Source organism: Microaerobacter geothermalis (genome assembly GCF_021608135.1).
GTDB lineage: Bacteria > Bacillota > Bacilli > DSM-22679 > DSM-22679 > Microaerobacter > Microaerobacter geothermalis.
In genome coordinates, this window is the sequence record NZ_JAKIHL010000002.1 from 123,926 (window position 1) to 143,998 (window position 20,073).

A 20,073-nucleotide genomic window follows, 5' to 3' on the forward strand; every position below is an offset into this window, starting at 1 on the left:
TATTTCACCTTCCCCTAGGATAAATTGGTCTAGTTCCTAAATTCTGAAGGTGTCATCCCCGTGATTCTTTTAAAAATTTTACAGAAATAATTGGGATCATTATAACCTACTTTAAAAGAAATCTCTTTAATGCTGAGAGTTTTGTCAGCCAAGAATTCCTTGGCTTTGTTTATCCTCGTGACGGTTAGATAATCGGTAAAATTCTGTCCTGTTCGTTCCTTAAAAAACTTGCTGAAGTAATGATAGCTCATGTTTATCTCCTTGGCAGCATCATTAAGAGTTATATTCTGATCGTAATTTCGATTGATAAATTCAATAACCCTTGTGATCAAACCGTCAAATTTATGAACTCTAAGATCATTTATCTGTTGTGACAACTTTTTAACCCAGTGGATAAATCGGTTCCTTAACTCTCCTTCTTCGATCAGATCGCTGCCTGTAATTTGTGGTGCCTGCCCTGTGATCCTGTGATTAAAGTAATAAGAGAGAGTCTTCTCCACTGCGATCACGACTTCCGACAATCTATCTCCTGCCTCTTGCATCCCCTCTTGACAATTTAAAAATATCCAATCGTAAATGTTTTGGAAACTTGCAATTGCACCGATCAGGTTACCTCCCAATAATCTGTCAATGAGTTCCCTTTCCAAATAGGAGGGGTATACTTCTGTTTTACCCGGTACTGTAATCAGATCCTCAAAATGAATGATCTCCTCCATTCCTGACACGTTTATAACCCTCTCAGCCTCCTCTGTTGATTTAGATAATCCCGTAATGGGATATGCCCTTCCGATACCAATCTTGAACGACAAATCGCTCCGTTTAGCAGTTTCACCTATTATCTCTTGGGCAAGTCTAAGGGAATAGTTCTTGATTTCATAGGCATCCTCCTGTTCACTCACAGGTATATAGACAATGATGGTGTTTAACATCGGGGAGCCAACCAGGCATTTGCACAGGTTTTTGATGTTGGTTCGAAAATCTTGATAGAATTTATGTTTATCCAGACTGTACCTGACATCCTCTTTTTCGGGCAGGATATGACATATCAGCACAAAGCCGTAATTTAATTTCATCGCAAACAGTTCTTCATAAAATGTCAGATCATTGGCCAAGCCGGTATTAAATAAATAGGTATAAATGAATTCGCTTTCAATAAATGGAATCATCTGATTCAACTTTTCCCGCAGTTCCAGTTCCCTGAACATGTTCTCCCTGTTCATCTCAACCAATTTTTGGGCATTTCTAATGACCTCGATAATTCCTTGCTTATCCATGGGTTTCAGAATATACTCCATTACACCCAGATTAACGGCCTCCTTGGCATAGTTAAAGTGTTCATAGGCAGAAATGATGACGAAAATAATGTCCGGATGCCTTGATTTAATCTTGCTAATGGCCTCTATCCCATTGATCCCCGGCATTTGAATATCCATAAACACCAGGTCCGGCTTAAGCAGCTCTACTTTTTCAATCGCTTCCCTGCCTGATTTGGCGGAACCAACCAACTCCACCTGACCGGAAAAACTGCTTTCAACAATAAAGCGAAGTGAATCTGTTACAATCTGCTCATCATCAGCAACGAATAATCTAACCAACCGCCCTCGCCTCTTCCTTCAATGGTATTTTCAGGATAACCGTTGTCCCTTTGTTTAATTCGCTTTGGATTTCTATTAATCGGTGCACATCTGGAATATTATAAAACAGACGTAGTCTTTCAATCACATTTTTCAGACCAATACCGGTTACATGCCCTTTGATCAGATCTTGATCCACATCTACCGCCATGATTTGTTCAATTTTTTCCTGCACCATCCCTGCACCGTTATCGCTAACCTCTATCAAAACATAGCCGCTTTCCCCCTTAACAGTTAAGTTGATTCTCCCCCCCTGCTCCAACTCTCCTATTCCATGGATATAGGCATTTTCCACCAACGGTTGAATGATAATACAAGGAATTTCAGTTTCCAGAATTTTATCATCTATCTCTGCCGAAAACTTTAACCGATCCCCAAACCGGGTCTCTAAAATATAGATATAGGCCATCACGCTGTTCACTTCTTCTGCCAGCTTTACCGGTTTGGTTAGTTGCCGCAAATTATGCCTGAAAAGATCAGCCGTTTTTTTTATGAATTTTGATGACTTATCGGCTCCTTCCATCATGGCAAGTTGAGAGGCTGCATTTAAAGTATTAAAGAGAAAATGAGGATTTATTTGGGATTGCAGCGCTTTCAACTCGGCTTCTTTCAGGATACTTTTCATCTTGAGGTTTTGCATCTCCTGTTCCTTAAGCTTGTGCTCAATTTCAGCCTGCACCTTGATTTTTGTTATATACTCCCTGATATTCACCGTCATCTTATTGAAAGCATTTGCAAGAATGCTGACCTCGTCTCGGGTATTCACCTTGAGGGGCTGAATGTCAAAATCACCCCGGGACACCTTTTCCGCAGACCGGGCCAGCAGGATCAATGGTTTGGCCAACTTGTAGCTAAAGAATACCGCCAGAAAGATACTCATCGCCAACGAGCCCAAAAGCAAAATTATGTTTATATAATTGACGACCGCCATATTCCTGGAAGTTTCCCGATACATGATTGAACCCTGGTGCAGTTTGCTGTACAAGAGATTGTTAATATAAGATTTAATGTATTCACTGATTTCGTTGGAGCGGGTAAAACGCTGGATATACTCATTACTCATTCGCCCCCGCTTCGCATTGATTGCTGCATCTGCTTCACTTAAAAAACCGGAGATCATGTTGCCGATATCCTTCAGCATTAAATCATCCTGATTATAACTTAAATTGTCTTCTATGTCTGAACTTTGTTCCGACAGCTTATTGTACAAAGTATAATAATTTAACAGTGCTTCAGAAGACTTGGAAGACAGATATTTTTCCAACTCTATCTCAAGGGAATTAATATCTGAATACAGTTGGTTAAGGTAGATATAGTCCACGAACACCGAGTCCAGCCTGGTAGTAATTAACCTGGCGTTATAATAGGAAAAAAGACTGGTAATCCACATCAACATCGTAATAACCAGGTAATAGCCAATCAGCTTCTTTTTTATCCCTGTAAGTTTCCAAAAAGACTGCTGCAACTTTTTTTCACCTGCCAATTTCTTTTCTGTTTTTTCCTAGGTCAATCGTTTCAGCGGTTAATACTTTGATCTCCGTATCGAGAAAAGTAGAAGCATTGCCTTTTTCCTTTATTTCAATCAAGCTGCGAATACTCTGATAGCCCATCACATAGGGATTACTTACTAATGTTCCATAAATGATGCCTTTTTTGATATACCTGAGAATTTCCTGGCTGTCACCATAGCCTACCAGAGAGATTTTGCCCACCATATTCAAGTCTACAATAGACTGAGCAACTCCCAATGTGTCCACCGAATCAACCGTATAGATTGCATCAATCCCCAGTCCGGAAGCAACAATCGATTGAGTGATTTCTTCGGCGCTGATAATTCCCAGCATGGAGCTGTATACTTTGGTTACGTTTATTTCCGGAAACTCTTTTACCGCACTAAAGAAACCGTTAAGCTTTAGATTTTGACTGGTTGTATCCCGCTGCAAGTTATCATTCATTATAATGGCAATATTGGCTTTGCCTTTGGTGGCTTGGGCCATTAATTTGCCTGCCATCTCCCCCAGAAGAAAGCTGTTCGCTCCTACAAATGCTTTTCTTTTACTATTTTCAACGTCGTTCTCAATCGTTACCACCGGAATGCCGGAATTATAGGCTTTTTCGATGAGTCCAACGAAATCAGCATCGTTAAAGGCATAGGCAACAATCCCATCAACTCCGGCCAGTATAGCAATATCCAAATATCGCAGCTGCTCTTCTCTATTATTCATGCGTGGCGCTCTAAATTCCATCGCTGCGTTGTAGTCCGCTGCTGCCTCTTCCATTCCCCTTTGCACCTCTTTCCAATAAGGGTCAACCAAATTGGGGGCAACCACATAGAAATGATAGAGCGGTTTTGACTGATTTCCCTTGGTCACCACTCGCTCATATCTGGCGAGAATTCCGGCGACCGCAATAATCAACACCAGCAATACTATAATGACCGAATAATTTCTGACCCAAGCAACCGCTTTCTTGATTAATGTCATCATACTAAAACCACCTTATGATGTTTGTGATTGATCCGTTGAATTGTTCTAATATTCTATCACAGAATAGACAAGTACTTCTATAAATGTTGAATTAAAGATTCACACGTCCCCTAGTCGGGTTCGTCAGGAAGTGATTCAGGTCTGCTTCTAGGCTAAAGAACGGAGTCCTCAAAAACATCTGGGTATTCCAAAGTTGGAGTCAGTTTGAGGGCTAATTCTCGTTCTTTAGCCTCTTCGCTTAGCACGAACCCGAAGGCTGTCCATAGTGAATTCTTTAATTCCCTCAATAAATAGAAAAGAAAAAAACTCCCAAAATATAAAAACCCTCCTAAAGTTATCTCTTCAGGAGGGTTTTGCTTTTATTAAAATTTTGTCCTTATGGCAGCATCCATGTTAACCAGTAAGCCTGCAGCATGGTCATCACTGAAATAATCAGCATAAAGAAGATACTATGCTTTAATGTAAATCGGAATAGATCTCCTTCTTTCCCGACCAATCCGGTTGCGGCTGTCGCAACGGCAATGGATTGAGGAGAAATCATTTACCGGTAACTCCACCGCTGGAGTTGGCGGCTACAGTTAATACAGGGTCAACGCCAATTTGGGTAGCTGTAATTTTCTGTAGATTTCCAAACAGGGCATTGGAGGAGGTATCACTACCAGTAAGAAATACTCCTAGCCAACCGAGAATAGGTGCGAAAAATGGGAACAAAAATCCGGTTTTTGCCAAGGCCAATCCCAAGGTGGCACTCATTCCTGAATAGTTAAAGATATATGCTAATCCAAGAACAGCGGCAATTGTAATAATCGGCTTGATTAATTCTTTTACGGTTTCACCAAGGGTCTTAGTCCACTCGCCAAAGCTCATCTTCACGACAAACATGCTAACAAATGCAGCAATTAGAATTGCGGTACCAGCTGCTGCCAACCAATCAAATTTGAAAGTGGCGGCATATGGTGTTGCCTCATTTACAATCGGAGTAGCTTTGATTACAGCATTATGCAACCCAGAAATTTCATAAACTTTCGTTACAGAACCTAAGATTTTTTTAAATGCGGGAATTCCCCAAATGATGATAAATCCGGTTAAGAGAATAAATGGAGACCAGGCTTTAAATACTTGTCCAGGTGTATAGGTTTTCTCCCTCGCCGCTGCCACTTCGGCAGAAACTTTCTCGTCTTTAAAACGAAATACGTTCTTTGGCTGCCATACTTTTAAGAATAGGGCTAAAGCAAACAAGCTGACTAATGCTGAAAGAATGTCGGGAAGTTCCGGTCCCAGAAAGTTCGACGACAGATATTGGGTTAGGGCAAAGGAACCACCAGATACAAGTATTGCAGGCATGACTTCCTTTGCACCCTTCCAACCTGACATGATAAATACTAACCAGAATGGAACGAATAAGGACAAGAAAGGTAATTGACGACCAACGACCTGGCTAATCGCCATGGTATCCAATCCTGTAATTTTACCTGCTGTAATAATCGGAATTCCGATGGCACCGAAAGCAACCGGAGCGGTATTGGCAATAAGAGCCAATCCCGCAGCATACAGGGGATTAAAACCTAATCCTACCAGCAGTGCGGCGGAAATGGCAACCGGGGTACCAAATCCTGCTGCCCCTTCCAAAAATGCACCGAAGCTAAAGGCAATCAGAAGTGCCTGCAAACGGCGGTCCTCGGTAATGCTTACTACGGAGTTTCGAATAATTTCAAACTGACCGGTTTTAACGGTAATTTTATAGAGAAAAACTGCAGTGATGATAATCCAACTTATCGGAAATAATCCAACACTTGCGCCCAACACGGTTGAAAGCAACGCTAATTTGGTGGGCATTCCATAAACCGCAATCGCAATAATAATGGATAAAGCCACGGTAATAAGTCCTGCCCAATGTCCCTTCATTCTCTTTACCGCCAATGCCCAGAAGAAAAAGACAATTGGAATCACGGTGATCAATGCAGAAAGCCAGATGTTGTCCGCCACTGGTTGATAAATTTGTGTCCAAGTCATCCCAAGTACACCCCTTTAAAAATTATTCTTTGTTTCTTTGTTGTTACTCATTCGGTTCAAAAACTCTCTCCCGTAAGTGAAGTATCCTCCCCCTATAACAATTTTTCCTCTTATCCCAAAACAAGAATTTTCTAAATACAGAAATCGTTTTCAAACAATCAATTCTAAATTAGTTCATACTTTGCTGGTTCTGTGAAGATAAACAATATTCCCAATTTTAATTAGATGATAACCAGATATTCTGTTATGGGATAAGTAGGTCATCAGATAACCTGTCTTATATTATTCAACTACATTTTTTTGAAAAATTCAATAGTTAAATTTAAAAAACCCCCAATTCCATAAGATGGAATAAGGGGCCTATATAGATGGTACTAAACGCACATGACCCTTCGGGTCACAAATTGATATGAAAATGTATTTTCATATTAAAGAATTCACTGAATCTCTAGTTAAGCATCGATAGCATTTAATTTTGGCTTGCTTTTAGGGCTTGATCCAGATCAGCTAAAATATCTTGAATATCTTCAATTCCCACCGATAAACGGATCATATCGGGAGTAACTCCGGCACTGCGCTGCTCTTCTTCTGTTAACTGTTGATGGGTGGTACTGGCTGGATGAATAACCAATGATTTAGCATCACCGACATTAGCCAGATGGGAGAATAATGTTAAATTGTTAATAAACTTCTTCCCTTCTTCCACCCCGCCTTTAATTCCAAAGGTTAAGATGGCTCCCTGCCCCTTTGGTAAATATTTTTGGGCCAAATTATAATATGGGCTGGACGGTAAACCAGGATAATTTACCCAGCTCACTAACTCATGCTCTTCCAAGAATTGGGCCACCTTTAATGCATTGGAACTATGGCGTTCCATCCTGAGTGACAAGGTTTCTATTCCCTGAACAAAGAGGAATGCGTTAAATGGGGCGATAGCCGCTCCAATATCCCTTAATAATTGAACTCTTGCCTTAATAATATAGGCTAAAGGACCCACCGCTTCTGTATAAACCACTCCATGATAACTTGGATCCGGTTCTGTCAATCCTGGAAATTTCCCATTATTCCAATCAAATTTCCCTCCGTCAACAATAATTCCACCGATTGATGTCCCATGACCTCCGATAAATTTAGTCGCAGAATGAACCACAATATCCGCACCATACTCAATGGGACGAAGTAGATAGGGAGTAGCAAAGGTATTATCAATAATAAGAGGTAAATCTGCATCATGGGCAATGTTGGCCACTGCCTCAATATCCAGGACATCAATTCTGGGGTTTCCGATACTTTCTGCATAAAGGGCCTTCGTCTTGTCTGTGATGGCAGCCCTGAAATTTTCCGGATTGCTTGGATCAACAAACTTCACGTGTATTCCTATTTTTGGCAAAGTCATGGAAAACAGATTATATGTACCGCCGTACAGATTGCTGGAAGCAACAATTTCATCTCCGGCACCGGCAATGTTTAAAATGGAATACGTAATGGCTGACTGTCCGGATGCCAATGCCAAGGCACCTACCCCGCCCTCTAATTGGGCAATACGCTGTTCAAACACATCCTGAGTGGGGTTCATTATTCGGGTATAGATATTACCAAATTCCTTTAATGCAAAAAGATTAGCCGCATGATCAGAGTCTTTAAATACGTAGGAAGTAGTTTGGTAAATCGGTAACGCCCTCGAACCGGTCGTGGGGTCTGGCTGCTGACCACCATGTAATGCAATCGTATCAAATCCTAACTTTCTCTCACTGCTCATCGTTATGATCCTCCTTAATAATAGAATTGAACCTCTTCCCAATGAGAAGAGGTACCTCTCTCAATAAGAGATGGAAAAATTTTAATTCATTATAGATTCATCGGAATACTTTGTCAACTTATTTTATGGGAATTTATCCAAGAATTTAATATACGATTACCAAATCTTTTAATTTCTCAAAGGTCTTCTCCCCGATTCCGTTTACATTTAACAGATCTTCCACTCGTTGAAATCCCCTCTCCTCCCGATAACGAAGAATCGCCTCTGCTTTGGAGGGACCGATCCCCGGTAAAGTTTCCAATTCGGTTTTACTTGCCGTATTCAAATTCACTTTCCCTTGAGAATATCCAGAAGTTTGTCCATTTTCCATTACCGGATTTTCAAAAATTGTGCTGGTCTTGACGGATGGACTGTTTAAAGAAAGGGGATCCCCTTTCTCCGGAATGATGATCGCCATTCCATCTCTCAAGGAACCGGCCAAGTTTACCTGATTTTGGTCCGCATTTTCCGTAAGTCCTCCTGCCAATTTGATCAACTCAAACAGTCGGGAATTAAGGGGCAAAGTATACACTCCCGGATTCTGGACGGCCCCTTTAATATCTACTACCATCATTTTTTCCATCGATTGACGATTGTCACCCATCGGTTGATTTTCGTCTTCTTTATCTCCCGGAACATTGTTTTTCTGCTGTTCCTCTGGTGCTGACGTGATTTGATCTATGGAAGGGCCAGCTTCCAGCTCAGTACCTGCATCATTCAATAAAATATAGATAAGCAAGCTTACCGTAAAAAATAACGACAAAAGAAGAAGAAATAATAATTTCCGTTCCCTTGGACTCCAACTGGATAATAAATCATACATAAGAAATCACCTGCCTTAACAATCTTATGCATATATTACCACAATGTTCCATTTGTCAACAGTCCTGCCAAAAAAGAAAATCCCTTATCCATTAGGTCAATGGATAAGGGAACAGGGCGCCTCCTCTACAATTAGAGGGGTATTTCTATCATACACGGAACTTATGAAAATCAAATGAAGAAACATGAAAATTCATTTTCTTTCATATGATATTATAGCTATTGCCAAAACGGGGAGGGGATAAATATGCAATTAGGTTTTATCGGTACGGGTAATATGGGGGGAATGTTAATAGAAGCACTGATTCAATCATCTTATATTTCAGCTTCTCAAGTGACGGCGATCAACCGTACAAGAGAGAAAGTGATCAAATTAGCTGCCCGTTATCCTGGTCTGAAATCTGCTGAAACAATAAAAGAAATGACCCTTCACTGTGACATTATCTTTATCTGTGTAAAACCAATGGAATATAGAAAAGTAATGCAAGAACTCCACGATGGATTGTTTCCACATCAATTTGTGGTTTCTATCACAAGTCCAGTGATGATTGCCAATCTAGAAACAAATCTGCCCTGTAAAGTGGTAAAAATGATACCCAGCATTACAAATTCAGCATTTGCAGGTGCTTCCCTGGTTGTCTGGGGAACCCGATTGACCAAAGAGGATAAAGAATATCTTCTCACCCTGTTTCAGCAGTTCAGTCATCCTGTTATCATCGAAGAAGAAGAAACAAGGGTTTCATCTGATATTATCAGCTGCGGACCCGCATTTTTCGGATACCTGCTCCAGCAATTTATAGAGGGTGCCGTAGAAGAGATCGGAATTTCCAGAGAAAAAGCAACAGCCCTGGCTACTGAAATGATGATTGGGCTTGGGGAGCTCCTTTCTTCTGAAAAATACAACCTGGAAACCCTGGTCAATAAAGTGTGTGTTCCGGGAGGGGTTACCGGAGCTGGTTTAACGGCATTGGAAGAAATGGCAAAGCCCATGTTTCATCAACTCTTTCAAAGGACCCATATGAAATTTTATGAGGATGTTGAAGAAATGAAAAAACACTTTGAAAGTTGACCTAAAAAGGTGCTCAATTGAGCACCTTTGAGTCTTTTTAGGTAGAAGGGCGATTAGGCCCTTTTATTTTACTTTCTTTCCTGACATCGACAACCAAACCTAATGGCCGTCCTGATTCCTCGTTAAAAGATTCATCTTCTTCCCAGTCGATTCCGCTAATGGGGGGAAGGGGTTGTTGATTTTTTTTGTCCATTTCTAAACCTCCCTTTCCTTCCTATTATATACCATCGATCAGATACTGATACATAAGATTCTTATTCGGCAGGAGCATCTTTAGGAGCGTCTTTGGCTTGCTTCATGATTCCCTGCAACATTTGATTCATGTCTACTCCAGAGACATCCTTCAACATCTCCGGCATTTGCGCCATTAATTTGGTGACATAATTGCTGATCCGGGTTGCCCCGTCTCCGGTTCCATTGCCGGCATCCACCACCGTGATTTTCCGATTTTTAAAGCATCGTAAATTTTCACTCAAGAAGTCCTAAACTAATATAATCCCTATACCCTACTTGGCCGGTTACTTGCAATTGATGGTTTTTCTGGTAAGACTTTAACGCAATTTCTGTATATCCGTCAAAAACGCCGTGACAGCCCCCTTTGTAATAACCGGCTGCCCTTAATCGATTTTGAATCAGCATCACCAAAGAACCCCTATCTCCTTTAACCAATGTCTTATATTCATTCCAGGAAAACCCAACGATAGGTCCTTCTATGATCACCTTTGTACCGTGCCGAACCAGCGTATAAAGCTCCTCCACATCTGAATTTCTCATTCTGATGCATCCATGGCTCACGTGATGGCCAATTAGCCATGGTTTGTTGGTTCCGTGAATCCCATAAGTACCCCAGGGTACATTTAAACCTAACCAACGGGTACCAAAACCGCTTCCCCAATTCTTTGATTTGGTTATGATTTTCCATTGTCCGACAGGTGAAGGAGTAGAGGGGCTCCCTGGTGCAACGGGGTACTGTTTGACGATTTGGTCCCCTTCCATCAGATAGAGGCGGTTTCTCCACAGATCAATCAATATATATGGAGCACGATCGATTTCCTCAGCCATTCCCCTTGACACATAGGATGGAAAAAGGTAAACCATCACAGCTATGGCTACTGCCAAAATGTATCCAATTTTTGAGTACTTTAAGGTATTGTCTTTTACCATTGTCACACCTCAACCCAGATCACTACATATATTTTGTCAACGTTGCAGCTGGAATATCCCTTTTTCCATAGGGGGAAAATAGGAAAGGGAAATTGAAAAGCTACGATGACAATTAATAAAAACGATAGCCGTATTGGCCATCGTTTTTTTAATCCAATCATTATTTTTTATCCGACCACAATATTCACCAATTTGCCGGGTACAACGATTACCTTTCGGATGGTCTTTCCTTCAATTAAGGTTCTTATCCGGTCCTGTTCCAAAACAAGACTTTCTACATCTTCTTTCGATGCTCCTGTTGGAACAACGGCTTTGTCCCTCACCTTTCCATTGATTTGGACGGCAATCTCCACTTCATCCAGAACCAATGCACCTTCATCATAGGAAGGCCATTCTTGATCATGGACACTTTCGGCATGACCCATCCGATGCCATAGTTCCTCTGTCATATGGGGGGCAAAGGGAGCTAGCAGCACAATGGACGTTTCAATGGCCTTAGCCAGAGTTCCTTTATCTCCATTCTCCGGGTAACTGTAAATGGCATTGACCAACTCCATGATCGCGCTGACCGCGGTATTAAAGTTATAACGAATATGAATATCATCCGTAACCCTTTTGATGGTCAGATGAATCATCCGATTCAGCTCTTTACTGGCTTCATCGTTTATATTGGGTTCAGTACGGTTTTCAAACAGATTAAGATGGTTGATCACCATTCTCCAAACCCGTCCCAGAAAGCGGAAACTTCCTTCTACCCCGGAATCGCTCCATTCCAAATCCCGGTCAGGGGGAGCAGCAAAGAGGATAAATAATCTTCCGGTGTCGGCTCCATATTTCTCAATAATTTCATCAGGGCTAACCACATTTCCCTTTGACTTGGACATCTTGGCTCCTTCTTTTAATACCATCCCCTGGGTCAAGAGGCTGGTGAAGGGCTCCGTAAAGTTAATCATGCCTGCATCATATAGCACTTTGGTAAAGAATCTGGAGTAGAGCAAATGTAGAATAGCATGTTCAATTCCGCCTATATATTTGTCAACCGGGAGCCACTTATTGGCCTTCTCCGATTTAAATGGAACCTTTTCGTTTCTGGCATCGGTATATCTTAAGAAATACCAAGACGAATCGATAAAGGTGTCCATCGTATCCGTTTCTCTTCGGGCTTTCCCGCCACACTCAGGACAAGTGGTGTGTACAAACGATTCCGAAGTGGTTAGCGGATTTCTTTTTCCGTCAAAAACCACGTCTTCAGGGAGCAGCACCGGCAGCTGATCCTTCGGTACTGGAACAATTCCACAGTGATCACAATAGATCATTGGGATGGGACAGCCCCAATAACGTTGGCGCGAAATCAACCAATCCCTTAATCGGTAGGATACTGTAGGTTTTCCTTTTCCCAATTCTTTCAAGTGAAGGCTGATCTGTTTAATGGCGTCCCGGTTGTTCAACCCATCAAACTGGCCCGAACCAACCAATATCCCATCTTCAACAAAAGCTTCCTTCAAATTTTTATCAAAATCAGCCTGATTCTCCGGCACAATCACGACTTTTATGGGGAGATCGTATTTTTTGGCAAACTGAAAATCCCTTTCATCATGGGCCGGAACCCCCATAACGGCTCCGGTACCATAATCCATCAATACATAATTTGCAACCCAGATGGGGATTAGATCACCGGTAATGGGATGCTTCGCATAGGCTCCTGTGAACAATCCTTCCTTCTCGGCATCGGCTGAGGTGCGGGAAATTTCATTTTCCTTTCTCATTCGTTCCACGAACTGAAGAACGTCAGCTTCTGTCTCTTTGCCTTTTATCAATTGTTCGACCAACGGGTGCTCAGGAGCCAATACCATATAGGTAACGCCAAAAAGGGTATCCGGCCTTGTGGTAAAGACGGAGACTGAATGCTCATTCAGTTCAGGAATTGAAAAAATCACTTCCGCTCCTTCACTTTTTCCAATCCAGTTTTTCTGCATCGTTTTTACTTTCTCAGGCCAGCCTTCCAACAGTTCTAAATCATTTAAAAGCCTTTCAGCATAGTCGGTAATTTTGAAAAACCATTGCTCCAATTCTTTCTTCGTCACCTCTGAATCACACCGCCAGCATTTGCCGTCTTCCACCTGTTCATTGGCTAACACAGTGGCACAATCGGGGCACCAATTGACCGGAGCCTTCTTTCTGTAAGCTAAACCTCTCTCATAGAACAATTGGAACAACCATTGGGTATGTTTATAATAATCAGGGGAGCAGGTCGTTACTTCCCTTTCCCAATCATAACTGACACCCAGTTTATTTTGCTGTTTTTTCATATAATCAATATTTTCATAGGTCCATTTTGCCGGATTTTCACCAGACTTAATTGCCGCATTTTCTGCCGGAAGTCCAAAGGCATCCCATCCCATGGGATGGAGTACCTGATAGCCATTCATTTTCTTAAAACGAGCCACCACATCCCCAATAGAATACACCCTCATATGCCCCATATGCAGTTTTCCCGATGGATAGGGAAACATCTCCAAGCAATAAAAGTTGGGTTTGTCTCCTTGCTCGTTAGTAGCATGGGCATTTGTTTCCTGCCATACCTTCTGCCACTTCGATTCAATTTGTTTTGGTTGATAGGTTTGTGTCATGATCAATTCCCCCTTTGTTCACCATTTTTGCCAGGACACACGTAAAGAAAACTTTGTGTGTGTGTCAATCCAAATAAAAACCCCCCGCCCTCAGCCATTATGCTAGGGACGAGAGGTTAATCTCGCGGTACCACCCTAATTAGTGTTGGGCATACAGCCCACACTCACTTTATTTTCCTTAACGCGGATAAGACGATAAAGGGTAATAAGGGTTCCCCTTTACAGCTGGAAGGTGAGTTCATCGGTTCAGATGGCTGGCTTGCACCGTACGTCAGCTCTCTGATACATCCTAAACGATTACTAATCCTTGTCATCGCTTTTGATAAATCTTCATTTCATTAAACTGTCATGAATCATCGGATAAATTTAGTTATGATTATATGCAAAAAAGTCGTATATTGTCAACGGATGTCACGTATTTTTTTTGCCTTATAAAATATTCTTTCCGTTTTCCCTGTTGGAGGTTGATCGGAAAAGTCAGCCGTACAGGAAAGAAATCCGAACCCTGCCTCCTCTAACCAACCAATGACAGACTCCATGGGGTAGGCCCGTTGAAAATGGACTTCCTCCCATCTTCGATACAGGTTCTCTTTTTCCTTTACAAAAAAAATAAGTTCATGCTCAACCATCAAATGTTGCATTCCATGACAATTCCATATGTAAGTTACATCGTCCTCAACCCATGTAAACGTGCGGCCGGCAAACTCCTCTTTAATTTTATATGGGGTATGCATATCAAATAGGAACAATCCTCCTGTGACTAATCCAAGATTGGTTTGACGAAAAACCGATTGAATATCTTCTTCTTTAAGAAGATAATTGAAGGAGTCACAAAAAGAAAAAACGACGTCTGCCTGTCGGGGTAATGTCCATTTTCTCATATCCTGTTGAAACAGAGAGAGATCAATCCGTACTTCATCCGCTTTTTCTTTCGCAACGGCCAGCATATCTTCGGACAGATCAATACCGGTTACAGAATAACCCATTCTTGACAAAGGAATGGAAATCGAACCAGTTCCACATCCCAAATCTACCAAGTGCTGAAAGGGGCCTTCCTCTTTTTTTAATGCTTGGAGGAGAAACTGAACCCATTGTTCATATGGTGCATCCTTCATCAGTTGATCATAAATATAGGCCATTTTTTTATACGCCATTTTTGTTCTCCTATTTTGCTGCAAATTCCACCTGTTTGGCGTCTCCCCAAAAACGCTCCAGATTGTAGAATTCTCTTTCTTCCCGATGAAAAACATGGACAACTACATCCCCCAGATCCACTAAGACCCATCTCGCATCATCATATCCTTCCATTCCGCGTACAGGCACTTGATGTTGGCCCATTTTTTGCTTAATGGCAGCAGCAATGGCCTGAACCTGGGTTTCTGAATTTCCGTGACATATGACAAAATAATCAGCGATAACCGATAATCCCCGAATATCCAAAATCACAATCTTCTGTGCTTTTTTTTCGTCAGCGGCTTCAGCAACGGCCAGTGCAATCTCTTTCTCACTCAACAATCGGTAAAACCTCCTTTTCATCCAATAGGTGATTCCTTGCCAATAAAGTTAAGGGATACACCTTCTGACCTTGTTTTATTAAGAATACAATCGTCTGATCCAATGCCTTCAACAAAGCTTGATTTAGATCTTGTCCAGCTATCTCCCTTACTTCCTCCACTCCTGGGAAATGACGACCCGGCTCAATATAATCCGCCAGCCAGATGATTTTTTCCAACAAACTCATATTTGCTCTTCCGGAAGTATGGTATCGGACGGCAGTGATTACCTCTTCATCTTTTATATGAAACAGCTCTTGAACCACTTCAGCCGCAACAGGGCCGTGCCATAGCTGTTTATTATAATTTAAAAGTTCCTGGGGTAATCCCCTTTCTACAATCACTCTTATCAACTGTTCATCGGTCCAATATTTGGCATAATCATGGAGTATTGCTGCCAATTCAGCCTTTTTGGGGTCTGCCCCAAACCGTTTCGCCAAAATCTTGGCAGTCTCAACAACTCCAAGGGTGTGCTGGTAGCGGTGTTCTGTCATCTGCTCTCTTACTTTCACCAATAGCTCCTGATTATCCATACAATCCCTCCTCCTCTATATACTGTTTCACTGCATCGGGAACAAGGTATTGAATGGAAAACCCCCTTTTTATCCATCGGCGAATAAGAGAGGATGATATGTCAAGCTGAGGAACTTCAACGATTTCCAGGTGCAGGTCGGAGACTCCATGATCCAAGGTAAATCCGGGTCTTTGGGTTCCTACAAATCGCACCATTTTCTTCAATTCATCAATCCTGTGCCAGTGGGACAAATATTCCACCATATCTCCGCCCAGGATAAAATAAAACTGAATATCGGGATAACGGCGGTTTAATTCATCCATGGTATCCACAGTAAATGAAGGGCCTTCCCGTTCAAACTCCAACAGGCATATTTTCCATTTTGGATGGGTGGAAATGGCTCTCCTGAGCATTTTCAGGCGGTGTTCACCTGAAGCCATCTCCGACTCATCTTTATGTGGAGGATGATTTGAGGGTAAAAACCAGCCTTCATCCAACCCCAATTGATGACATGCCTGCTCCATCACGACCAGATGGGCCACATGTACGGGATTAAAGCTACCTCCCATTAAACCCACTTTTTTTTTCATCCTGATCTCCCCTTGTACAAATCAGCATATCCATTCTCTATTTTAACAATTCCTGTAAAACCGTCTCCCGCATCAACGAAATGGGAGCTTCTTTGCCTGTCCACAATTGAAAGGCAAGAGCTCCTTGATAGATAAACATTCCTAACCCTTTATGTATGGAAGCGCCCCTTTTCTCAGCTTCGATGAGAAGCTTAGTTTCCATCGGATTATAGATCAAGTCACTTACCAATAAATTGGAATGGAGCAAGTCAGGAGATATGGGAATCTCTTCGATATTTGGAAACATCCCGACGGATGTGGTGTTAACCACTACAGCCACCTGCTGAATGACTGAGGGGATTTCTGCCCAGGATATATCATCCGCTTTTGAAAGGGACTGAAGAGATTGCGCCAATTGCTTTCCCTTTTCCGGGGTGCGGTTGGCAATCCATAATTGCTCTGCACCTTCGAGCGCAAGGGAGACAGAGATGGCTCTGGCCGCTCCACCAGCCCCAAGAATAAGGATTTTCTTCCCTGTGATTTCAATTCCTGTTTCTTCTTTTAAAGATTGGACGTACCCCCGGCCATCAGTATTATACCCTATTAGTCTTCCATTCTCGTTTACCACCGTATTGACTGCGCCAATCAAAGAAGCTTCCTGATCAATTTCGTCAAGATAGGGAAGAATGGCTACTTTGTGGGGGATCGTCACATTCACACCCCGAAAACCTAATCCCCGTATTCCCCTCACAGCATCAGACAGTTTAGAGGGTTCTACGGAAAATGACCCGTATCGAAAATTTAATTGCAGGGATTGAAAGGCTTTGTTATGCATCTGTGGGGAGAGGGAATGCCTGACTGGAAATCCCAATACCCCGGTCATGATTGTATGGCTATCCATTCCTTTTCCTCCTTTCCCACTTTGTAATAAGTTCGAAGGCTATCCTTTGTAAATTCTCTGGTTCCACATCGTTTTTTCGTATTAAAGAAGGGAATCCCTTAGAAATACTCCAATTCCCTTCGGAGCACAGATTCGGATAGATCCTCCCGTTCCTTTTATGGAAATCCATCCTAATCCTGAAATCACCACATCCTGACTTTCTTTCCTTAACGGAAACTCATGAGATAGCATTTCTGGCAATTTTTTTATGGACTCTGGGGAAGGAGGATTCAACATTTCTCCCAGATGTTTTTGATAAATTTCGTCCGCCCTTTCCAATTTGGTCCGATGGATGGGTACCCCATTAGACACATAACAAACGAAGGAATGCCTCCCCCCTGACATATAGTCTATTCTGACTAAGCCACCCAAGAATAAGGTTTGTCCGGCATTCAGCTGATAAATGGTTGGGTTAATTCTTTTACTAGGCATTACCAATTTTAAGTCTTTGGGTGCCAAGTAATAACTCATTTGTTCCTTATTAATAATACCGGGAGTATCAAACAAAGAGCTTTGCTCATCCAGAGGAATTTCAATCATTCCCAGAGTGGTTCCTGGAAAATGGGAAGTGGTGATCTCAACCTCCCCTGTTTCATCGCTATAATCATGAAGAAGGCGATTAATCAAAGTGGATTTTCCTACATTGGTGATTCCCACCACATAAACATCCCGTCCATCTCTCCATTTTTCCATGGCGTTAACCAACTCATCAATTCCTTGACCTTTAGCAGCACTGATTAAAACCGCATCCACAATCTGCAGGCCCCATTCCTTTGATTGCCTTCTCATCCACTGCTTTACCCGATTTACATTTATCGCCTTTGGCAGAAGATCCACTTTGTTTCCAACCAGGAGAACCGGGTTATTCCCTACATGCCGCTGCAATCCCCGAAGCCAGCTTCCATGAAAATCGAAAATATCCACTACTTGAACAATAAGACCTTGGCTTGTTCCAATTTGCTGCAGGATTTTTAAGAAATCATCTTCCCCAAGAGTCACCTGAGGAGCCTCGTTGTAATGTTTAATCCGGAAGCATCGCTTACAAACCACTTCTTCCTTATGCAACGCCCCACCGGGTACATATCCTGGAAGCCGTTCATTTTCCGTTTGCAGGGGAATACCGCAGCCGGAACAATATTTTTGTTTTGTATAATCTGTCATCTCTTTCACCGAATCTATTCCTCCCATGGAATCATCCCCTTTTTTCTTAACCAAGACAAAACTGCTCTTTCCATCATACGATTAAATTTCGTAATAAAACCATCATTATGGGCAACAGGGACGACTAAGATGGTATAGAAACCAAGTCTGTTTCCTCCTAATATGTCTGTAAACAGCTGATCACCGATCACAACTGTTTCATTTATCTGTGTCTGCATTTGATTGAGCGCCTCTTTAAAGGAAGAAAGGGTGGGTTTTTTTGCCCGATGAATGTAAGGAATCCCAAGGGGATGAGCAAAAGCGGAAACTCTGTTTTTATTATTATTGGAAACAATGATTACCTTAAATCCTAATTCCTGAAGTTGGTTCACCCAATCCACTAGCTTAGGGGTGGCAACTGGCCTGTCCCATTCCACAAGGGTATTATCCAAATCAGTAATGATTCCCTTTACTCCTCTTTTCTTTAAGGCGACAAGATCAATATCATATACAGATTTTACATGTAAATCAGGTATCAATTTTTTTAGCACTGGGCACCTCTGATCTCCGTCCAAATCGTTCATTATTCAGGAAGTTCAGTTTTCTGATAGCTTGAAAACTGGGTGTAATTCTTTCGTTTCGTCTATACAGAGAGTTGTTATCATGCAACTTTTCGGCAATAACTATACCATATTTCACCTTTCAAGTGCAAAGGGAGAGTGAATCCAATGACATGAAATCATCAGATAGAATAAAGAAAAGGCGGTTTTCCCGTTGGAAAAGAAACCGCCTCTTTTTCAAGTTACATCATCATAATTCTTACTATTCCTTGTCGGTTTATTTCTTTTTCAAATCTTCTATGGAATTGATGTCCATATAAGCAGGTACAACCAGCCCAATTTTTGTCCCTTTCAAGTTGGGACCTAAATCTTCAAACTGTCCTTTAAATTTTTCATAGTAGTCGGCATGGGTGGTCGGAAGCCATGCCGCAACCATAGCATCCGCATCACCATTCGCAACTCCTGCCCACATGGGGCCTGCTTCTACCTGCATCATTTCTACCTTATACCCTAACTTATTCTCTAATACATATTTTACGACATTGGTACTGGCGATTTCAGAGTCCCAAGCCACGTAAGCCAATGTAATAGTCTCTCCGCTCACCGGAGTTATCCCTTCGATCCACTGGTTTACTTTATCTTCGTTTTCACTAACCCATTTAGCTGCTGCATCAGCTTCCTTTGTTCCGCTTTGTATGTCTACCATCACCTTGGCCATGTCATCCGGCGTCCAATTGAAATTGTCCAAAAATTGATAGGCTGATGGAGCATCATCTTTCAATCCTTTGCGAACAATCGTATTAATCTCCTCTTCGGCACCATAAATCCCCTTCGGGTCTTCCAGATACTTCAAATCAAATTTTGCAAATTTCCAGTGGGGGGTCCATCCGGTTACAATAATAGGCTCCTTTGCATCATATGCCTTTTGCAAAGCTGCAGCCATCGCAGTTCCTGAACCTTCAACCAACTCCCAATTTTCCAATCCATATTCTTCAATGACCTTGGCAGTCGCCTTCATTAAACCGGCCCCTGGATCAATTCCAATGATTTTGTAATCTACTTGATCCCCTACGAATGTTGAACCCGCTTCGTCGGAGCTATCCTGACTTTTGGAACACCCCATCACGATAAGCGATAAAGCTAAAACCCCCACAAGTACAAAAAAACTTCTTTTTTTGAAC

18 protein-coding genes, 1 pseudogene and 1 other annotated feature are annotated in these 20,073 nt (G+C 41.9%); of the genes and pseudogenes, 1 reads left to right on the plus strand and 18 read right to left on the minus strand.

Annotation, left to right across the window (positions count from 1 at the left end; all coding sequences use genetic code 11):
* Positions 1-29 precede the first annotated feature (29 nt).
* The 6 genes and pseudogenes from L1765_RS02635 to L1765_RS02660 all read right to left on the minus strand — a co-directional run bounded on the left by L1765_RS02635 (position 30) and on the right by L1765_RS02660 (position 8,754).
* The gene (locus tag L1765_RS02635; RefSeq protein WP_236404423.1) at positions 30-1,595 is read right to left on the minus strand and encodes a response regulator; all 1,566 of its coding nucleotides are present in this window, start codon (positions 1,593-1,595) and stop codon (positions 30-32) included.
* Positions 1,588-3,117, minus strand: a complete 1,530-nt coding sequence (locus L1765_RS02640) for a sensor histidine kinase (protein WP_236404425.1) — start codon at positions 3,115-3,117, stop codon at positions 1,588-1,590. Before L1765_RS02640 ends, L1765_RS02635 begins: the two co-directional genes overlap by 8 nt.
* Positions 3,107-4,120: a substrate-binding domain-containing protein gene (locus L1765_RS02645; RefSeq protein ID WP_236404426.1), complete on the minus strand. Its 1,014-nt coding sequence runs from the start codon at positions 4,118-4,120 to the stop codon at positions 3,107-3,109. Before L1765_RS02645 ends, L1765_RS02640 begins: the two co-directional genes overlap by 11 nt.
* A 376-nt stretch (positions 4,121-4,496) precedes the next feature.
* Positions 4,497-6,133, minus strand: a pseudogene (locus L1765_RS02650) (L-lactate permease).
* A 469-nt stretch (positions 6,134-6,602) separates the two neighbouring features.
* Positions 6,603-7,892: a homocysteine synthase gene (locus tag L1765_RS02655; protein WP_236404427.1), complete on the minus strand. Its 1,290-nt coding sequence runs from the start codon at positions 7,890-7,892 to the stop codon at positions 6,603-6,605.
* Between the two features lie 145 nt (positions 7,893-8,037).
* Complete coding sequence (locus L1765_RS02660) at positions 8,038-8,754, minus strand: helix-hairpin-helix domain-containing protein (protein ID WP_236404428.1); 717 nt, start codon at positions 8,752-8,754, stop codon at positions 8,038-8,040.
* Positions 8,755-9,000: 246 nt separating this feature from the next.
* Here L1765_RS02660 and comER point away from each other — a divergent pair, with 246 nt between their 5' ends.
* Positions 9,001-9,822: a late competence protein ComER gene (gene comER, locus L1765_RS02665; protein WP_236404429.1), complete on the plus strand. Its 822-nt coding sequence runs from the start codon at positions 9,001-9,003 to the stop codon at positions 9,820-9,822.
* A 37-nt stretch (positions 9,823-9,859) separates the two neighbouring features.
* Here the strand turns inward: comER and L1765_RS02670 are convergent, their stop codons facing one another.
* From L1765_RS02670 to L1765_RS02725, 12 genes are all read right to left on the minus strand, one after another.
* Entirely contained in the window at positions 9,860-10,015 is a 156-nt protein-coding gene (locus L1765_RS02670; protein WP_236404430.1) for a hypothetical protein, read from the minus strand.
* Between the two features lie 61 nt (positions 10,016-10,076).
* Complete coding sequence (locus L1765_RS02675) at positions 10,077-10,298, minus strand: hypothetical protein (protein WP_407942182.1); 222 nt, start codon at positions 10,296-10,298, stop codon at positions 10,077-10,079.
* On the minus strand, positions 10,291-10,986 hold the full coding sequence (locus L1765_RS02680; RefSeq protein ID WP_236404432.1) for a L,D-transpeptidase family protein: 696 nt from the start codon (positions 10,984-10,986) through the stop codon (positions 10,291-10,293). Before L1765_RS02680 ends, L1765_RS02675 begins: the two co-directional genes overlap by 8 nt.
* A 167-nt stretch (positions 10,987-11,153) precedes the next feature.
* Complete coding sequence (gene leuS, locus L1765_RS02685) at positions 11,154-13,616, minus strand: leucine--tRNA ligase (protein ID WP_236404434.1); 2,463 nt, start codon at positions 13,614-13,616, stop codon at positions 11,154-11,156.
* A gap of 101 nt (positions 13,617-13,717) precedes the next feature.
* Positions 13,718-13,939: a binding site (T-box leader), on the minus strand.
* Between the two features lie 78 nt (positions 13,940-14,017).
* The gene (locus L1765_RS02690; protein ID WP_236404436.1) at positions 14,018-14,770 is read right to left on the minus strand and encodes a class I SAM-dependent DNA methyltransferase; all 753 of its coding nucleotides are present in this window, start codon (positions 14,768-14,770) and stop codon (positions 14,018-14,020) included.
* Positions 14,771-14,780: 10 nt separating this feature from the next.
* The gene (gene rsfS, locus L1765_RS02695; protein WP_236404515.1) at positions 14,781-15,128 is read right to left on the minus strand and encodes a ribosome silencing factor; all 348 of its coding nucleotides are present in this window, start codon (positions 15,126-15,128) and stop codon (positions 14,781-14,783) included.
* Positions 15,121-15,702 carry a bis(5'-nucleosyl)-tetraphosphatase (symmetrical) YqeK gene (yqeK, locus tag L1765_RS02700; RefSeq protein WP_236404439.1) on the minus strand — a complete coding sequence of 194 codons (582 nt, stop codon included), beginning with the start codon at positions 15,700-15,702 and terminating at the stop codon, positions 15,121-15,123. The genes rsfS and yqeK overlap by 8 nt, the downstream gene beginning before the upstream one ends.
* A complete protein-coding gene (locus L1765_RS02705; protein ID WP_236404440.1) occupies positions 15,695-16,273 on the minus strand; it encodes a nicotinate-nucleotide adenylyltransferase in 579 nt (192 codons plus the stop codon). Before L1765_RS02705 ends, yqeK begins: the two co-directional genes overlap by 8 nt.
* 37 nt (positions 16,274-16,310) lie before the next feature.
* Positions 16,311-17,153 (minus strand): shikimate dehydrogenase, encoded by an 843-nt coding sequence (gene aroE, locus L1765_RS02710; RefSeq protein ID WP_236404441.1) that lies wholly within the window; start codon positions 17,151-17,153, stop codon positions 16,311-16,313.
* A gap of 81 nt (positions 17,154-17,234) precedes the next feature.
* Entirely contained in the window at positions 17,235-18,353 is a 1,119-nt protein-coding gene (gene yqeH, locus L1765_RS02715) for a ribosome biogenesis GTPase YqeH (RefSeq protein ID WP_236404517.1), read from the minus strand.
* Positions 18,354-18,367: 14 nt separating this feature from the next.
* On the minus strand, positions 18,368-18,883 hold the full coding sequence (locus L1765_RS02720) for a YqeG family HAD IIIA-type phosphatase (protein WP_236404443.1): 516 nt from the start codon (positions 18,881-18,883) through the stop codon (positions 18,368-18,370).
* A gap of 286 nt (positions 18,884-19,169) precedes the next feature.
* The gene (locus tag L1765_RS02725) at positions 19,170-20,015 is read right to left on the minus strand and encodes a glycine betaine ABC transporter substrate-binding protein (RefSeq protein WP_236404519.1); all 846 of its coding nucleotides are present in this window, start codon (positions 20,013-20,015) and stop codon (positions 19,170-19,172) included.
* Positions 20,016-20,073 lie beyond the last annotated feature (58 nt).

Coding starts and splice junctions, on each gene's coding strand:
- L1765_RS02645 (WP_236404426.1), bottom strand. CDS start 4,120: ATGATGACATTAATCAAGAAAGCGGTTGCTTGGGTCAGAAATTATTCG.
- L1765_RS02655 (WP_236404427.1), bottom strand. CDS start 7,892: ATGAGCAGTGAGAGAAAGTTAGGATTTGATACGATTGCATTACATGGT.
- L1765_RS02660 (WP_236404428.1), bottom strand. CDS start 8,754: ATGTATGATTTATTATCCAGTTGGAGTCCAAGGGAACGGAAATTATTA.
- comER (WP_236404429.1), top strand. CDS start 9,001: ATGCAATTAGGTTTTATCGGTACGGGTAATATGGGGGGAATGTTAATA.
- L1765_RS02670 (WP_236404430.1), bottom strand. CDS start 10,015: ATGGACAAAAAAAATCAACAACCCCTTCCCCCCATTAGCGGAATCGAC.
- L1765_RS02680 (WP_236404432.1), bottom strand. CDS start 10,986: ATGGTAAAAGACAATACCTTAAAGTACTCAAAAATTGGATACATTTTG.
- leuS (WP_236404434.1), bottom strand. CDS start 13,616: ATGACACAAACCTATCAACCAAAACAAATTGAATCGAAGTGGCAGAAG.
- L1765_RS02690 (WP_236404436.1), bottom strand. CDS start 14,770: ATGGCGTATAAAAAAATGGCCTATATTTATGATCAACTGATGAAGGAT.
- yqeK (WP_236404439.1), bottom strand. CDS start 15,702: ATGGATAATCAGGAGCTATTGGTGAAAGTAAGAGAGCAGATGACAGAA.
- L1765_RS02705 (WP_236404440.1), bottom strand. CDS start 16,273: ATGAAAAAAAAAGTGGGTTTAATGGGAGGTAGCTTTAATCCCGTACAT.
- aroE (WP_236404441.1), bottom strand. CDS start 17,153: ATGGATAGCCATACAATCATGACCGGGGTATTGGGATTTCCAGTCAGG.
- yqeH (WP_236404517.1), bottom strand. CDS start 18,353: ATGACAGATTATACAAAACAAAAATATTGTTCCGGCTGCGGTATTCCC.
- L1765_RS02725 (WP_236404519.1), bottom strand. CDS start 20,015: ATGGGGTGTTCCAAAAGTCAGGATAGCTCCGACGAAGCGGGTTCAACA.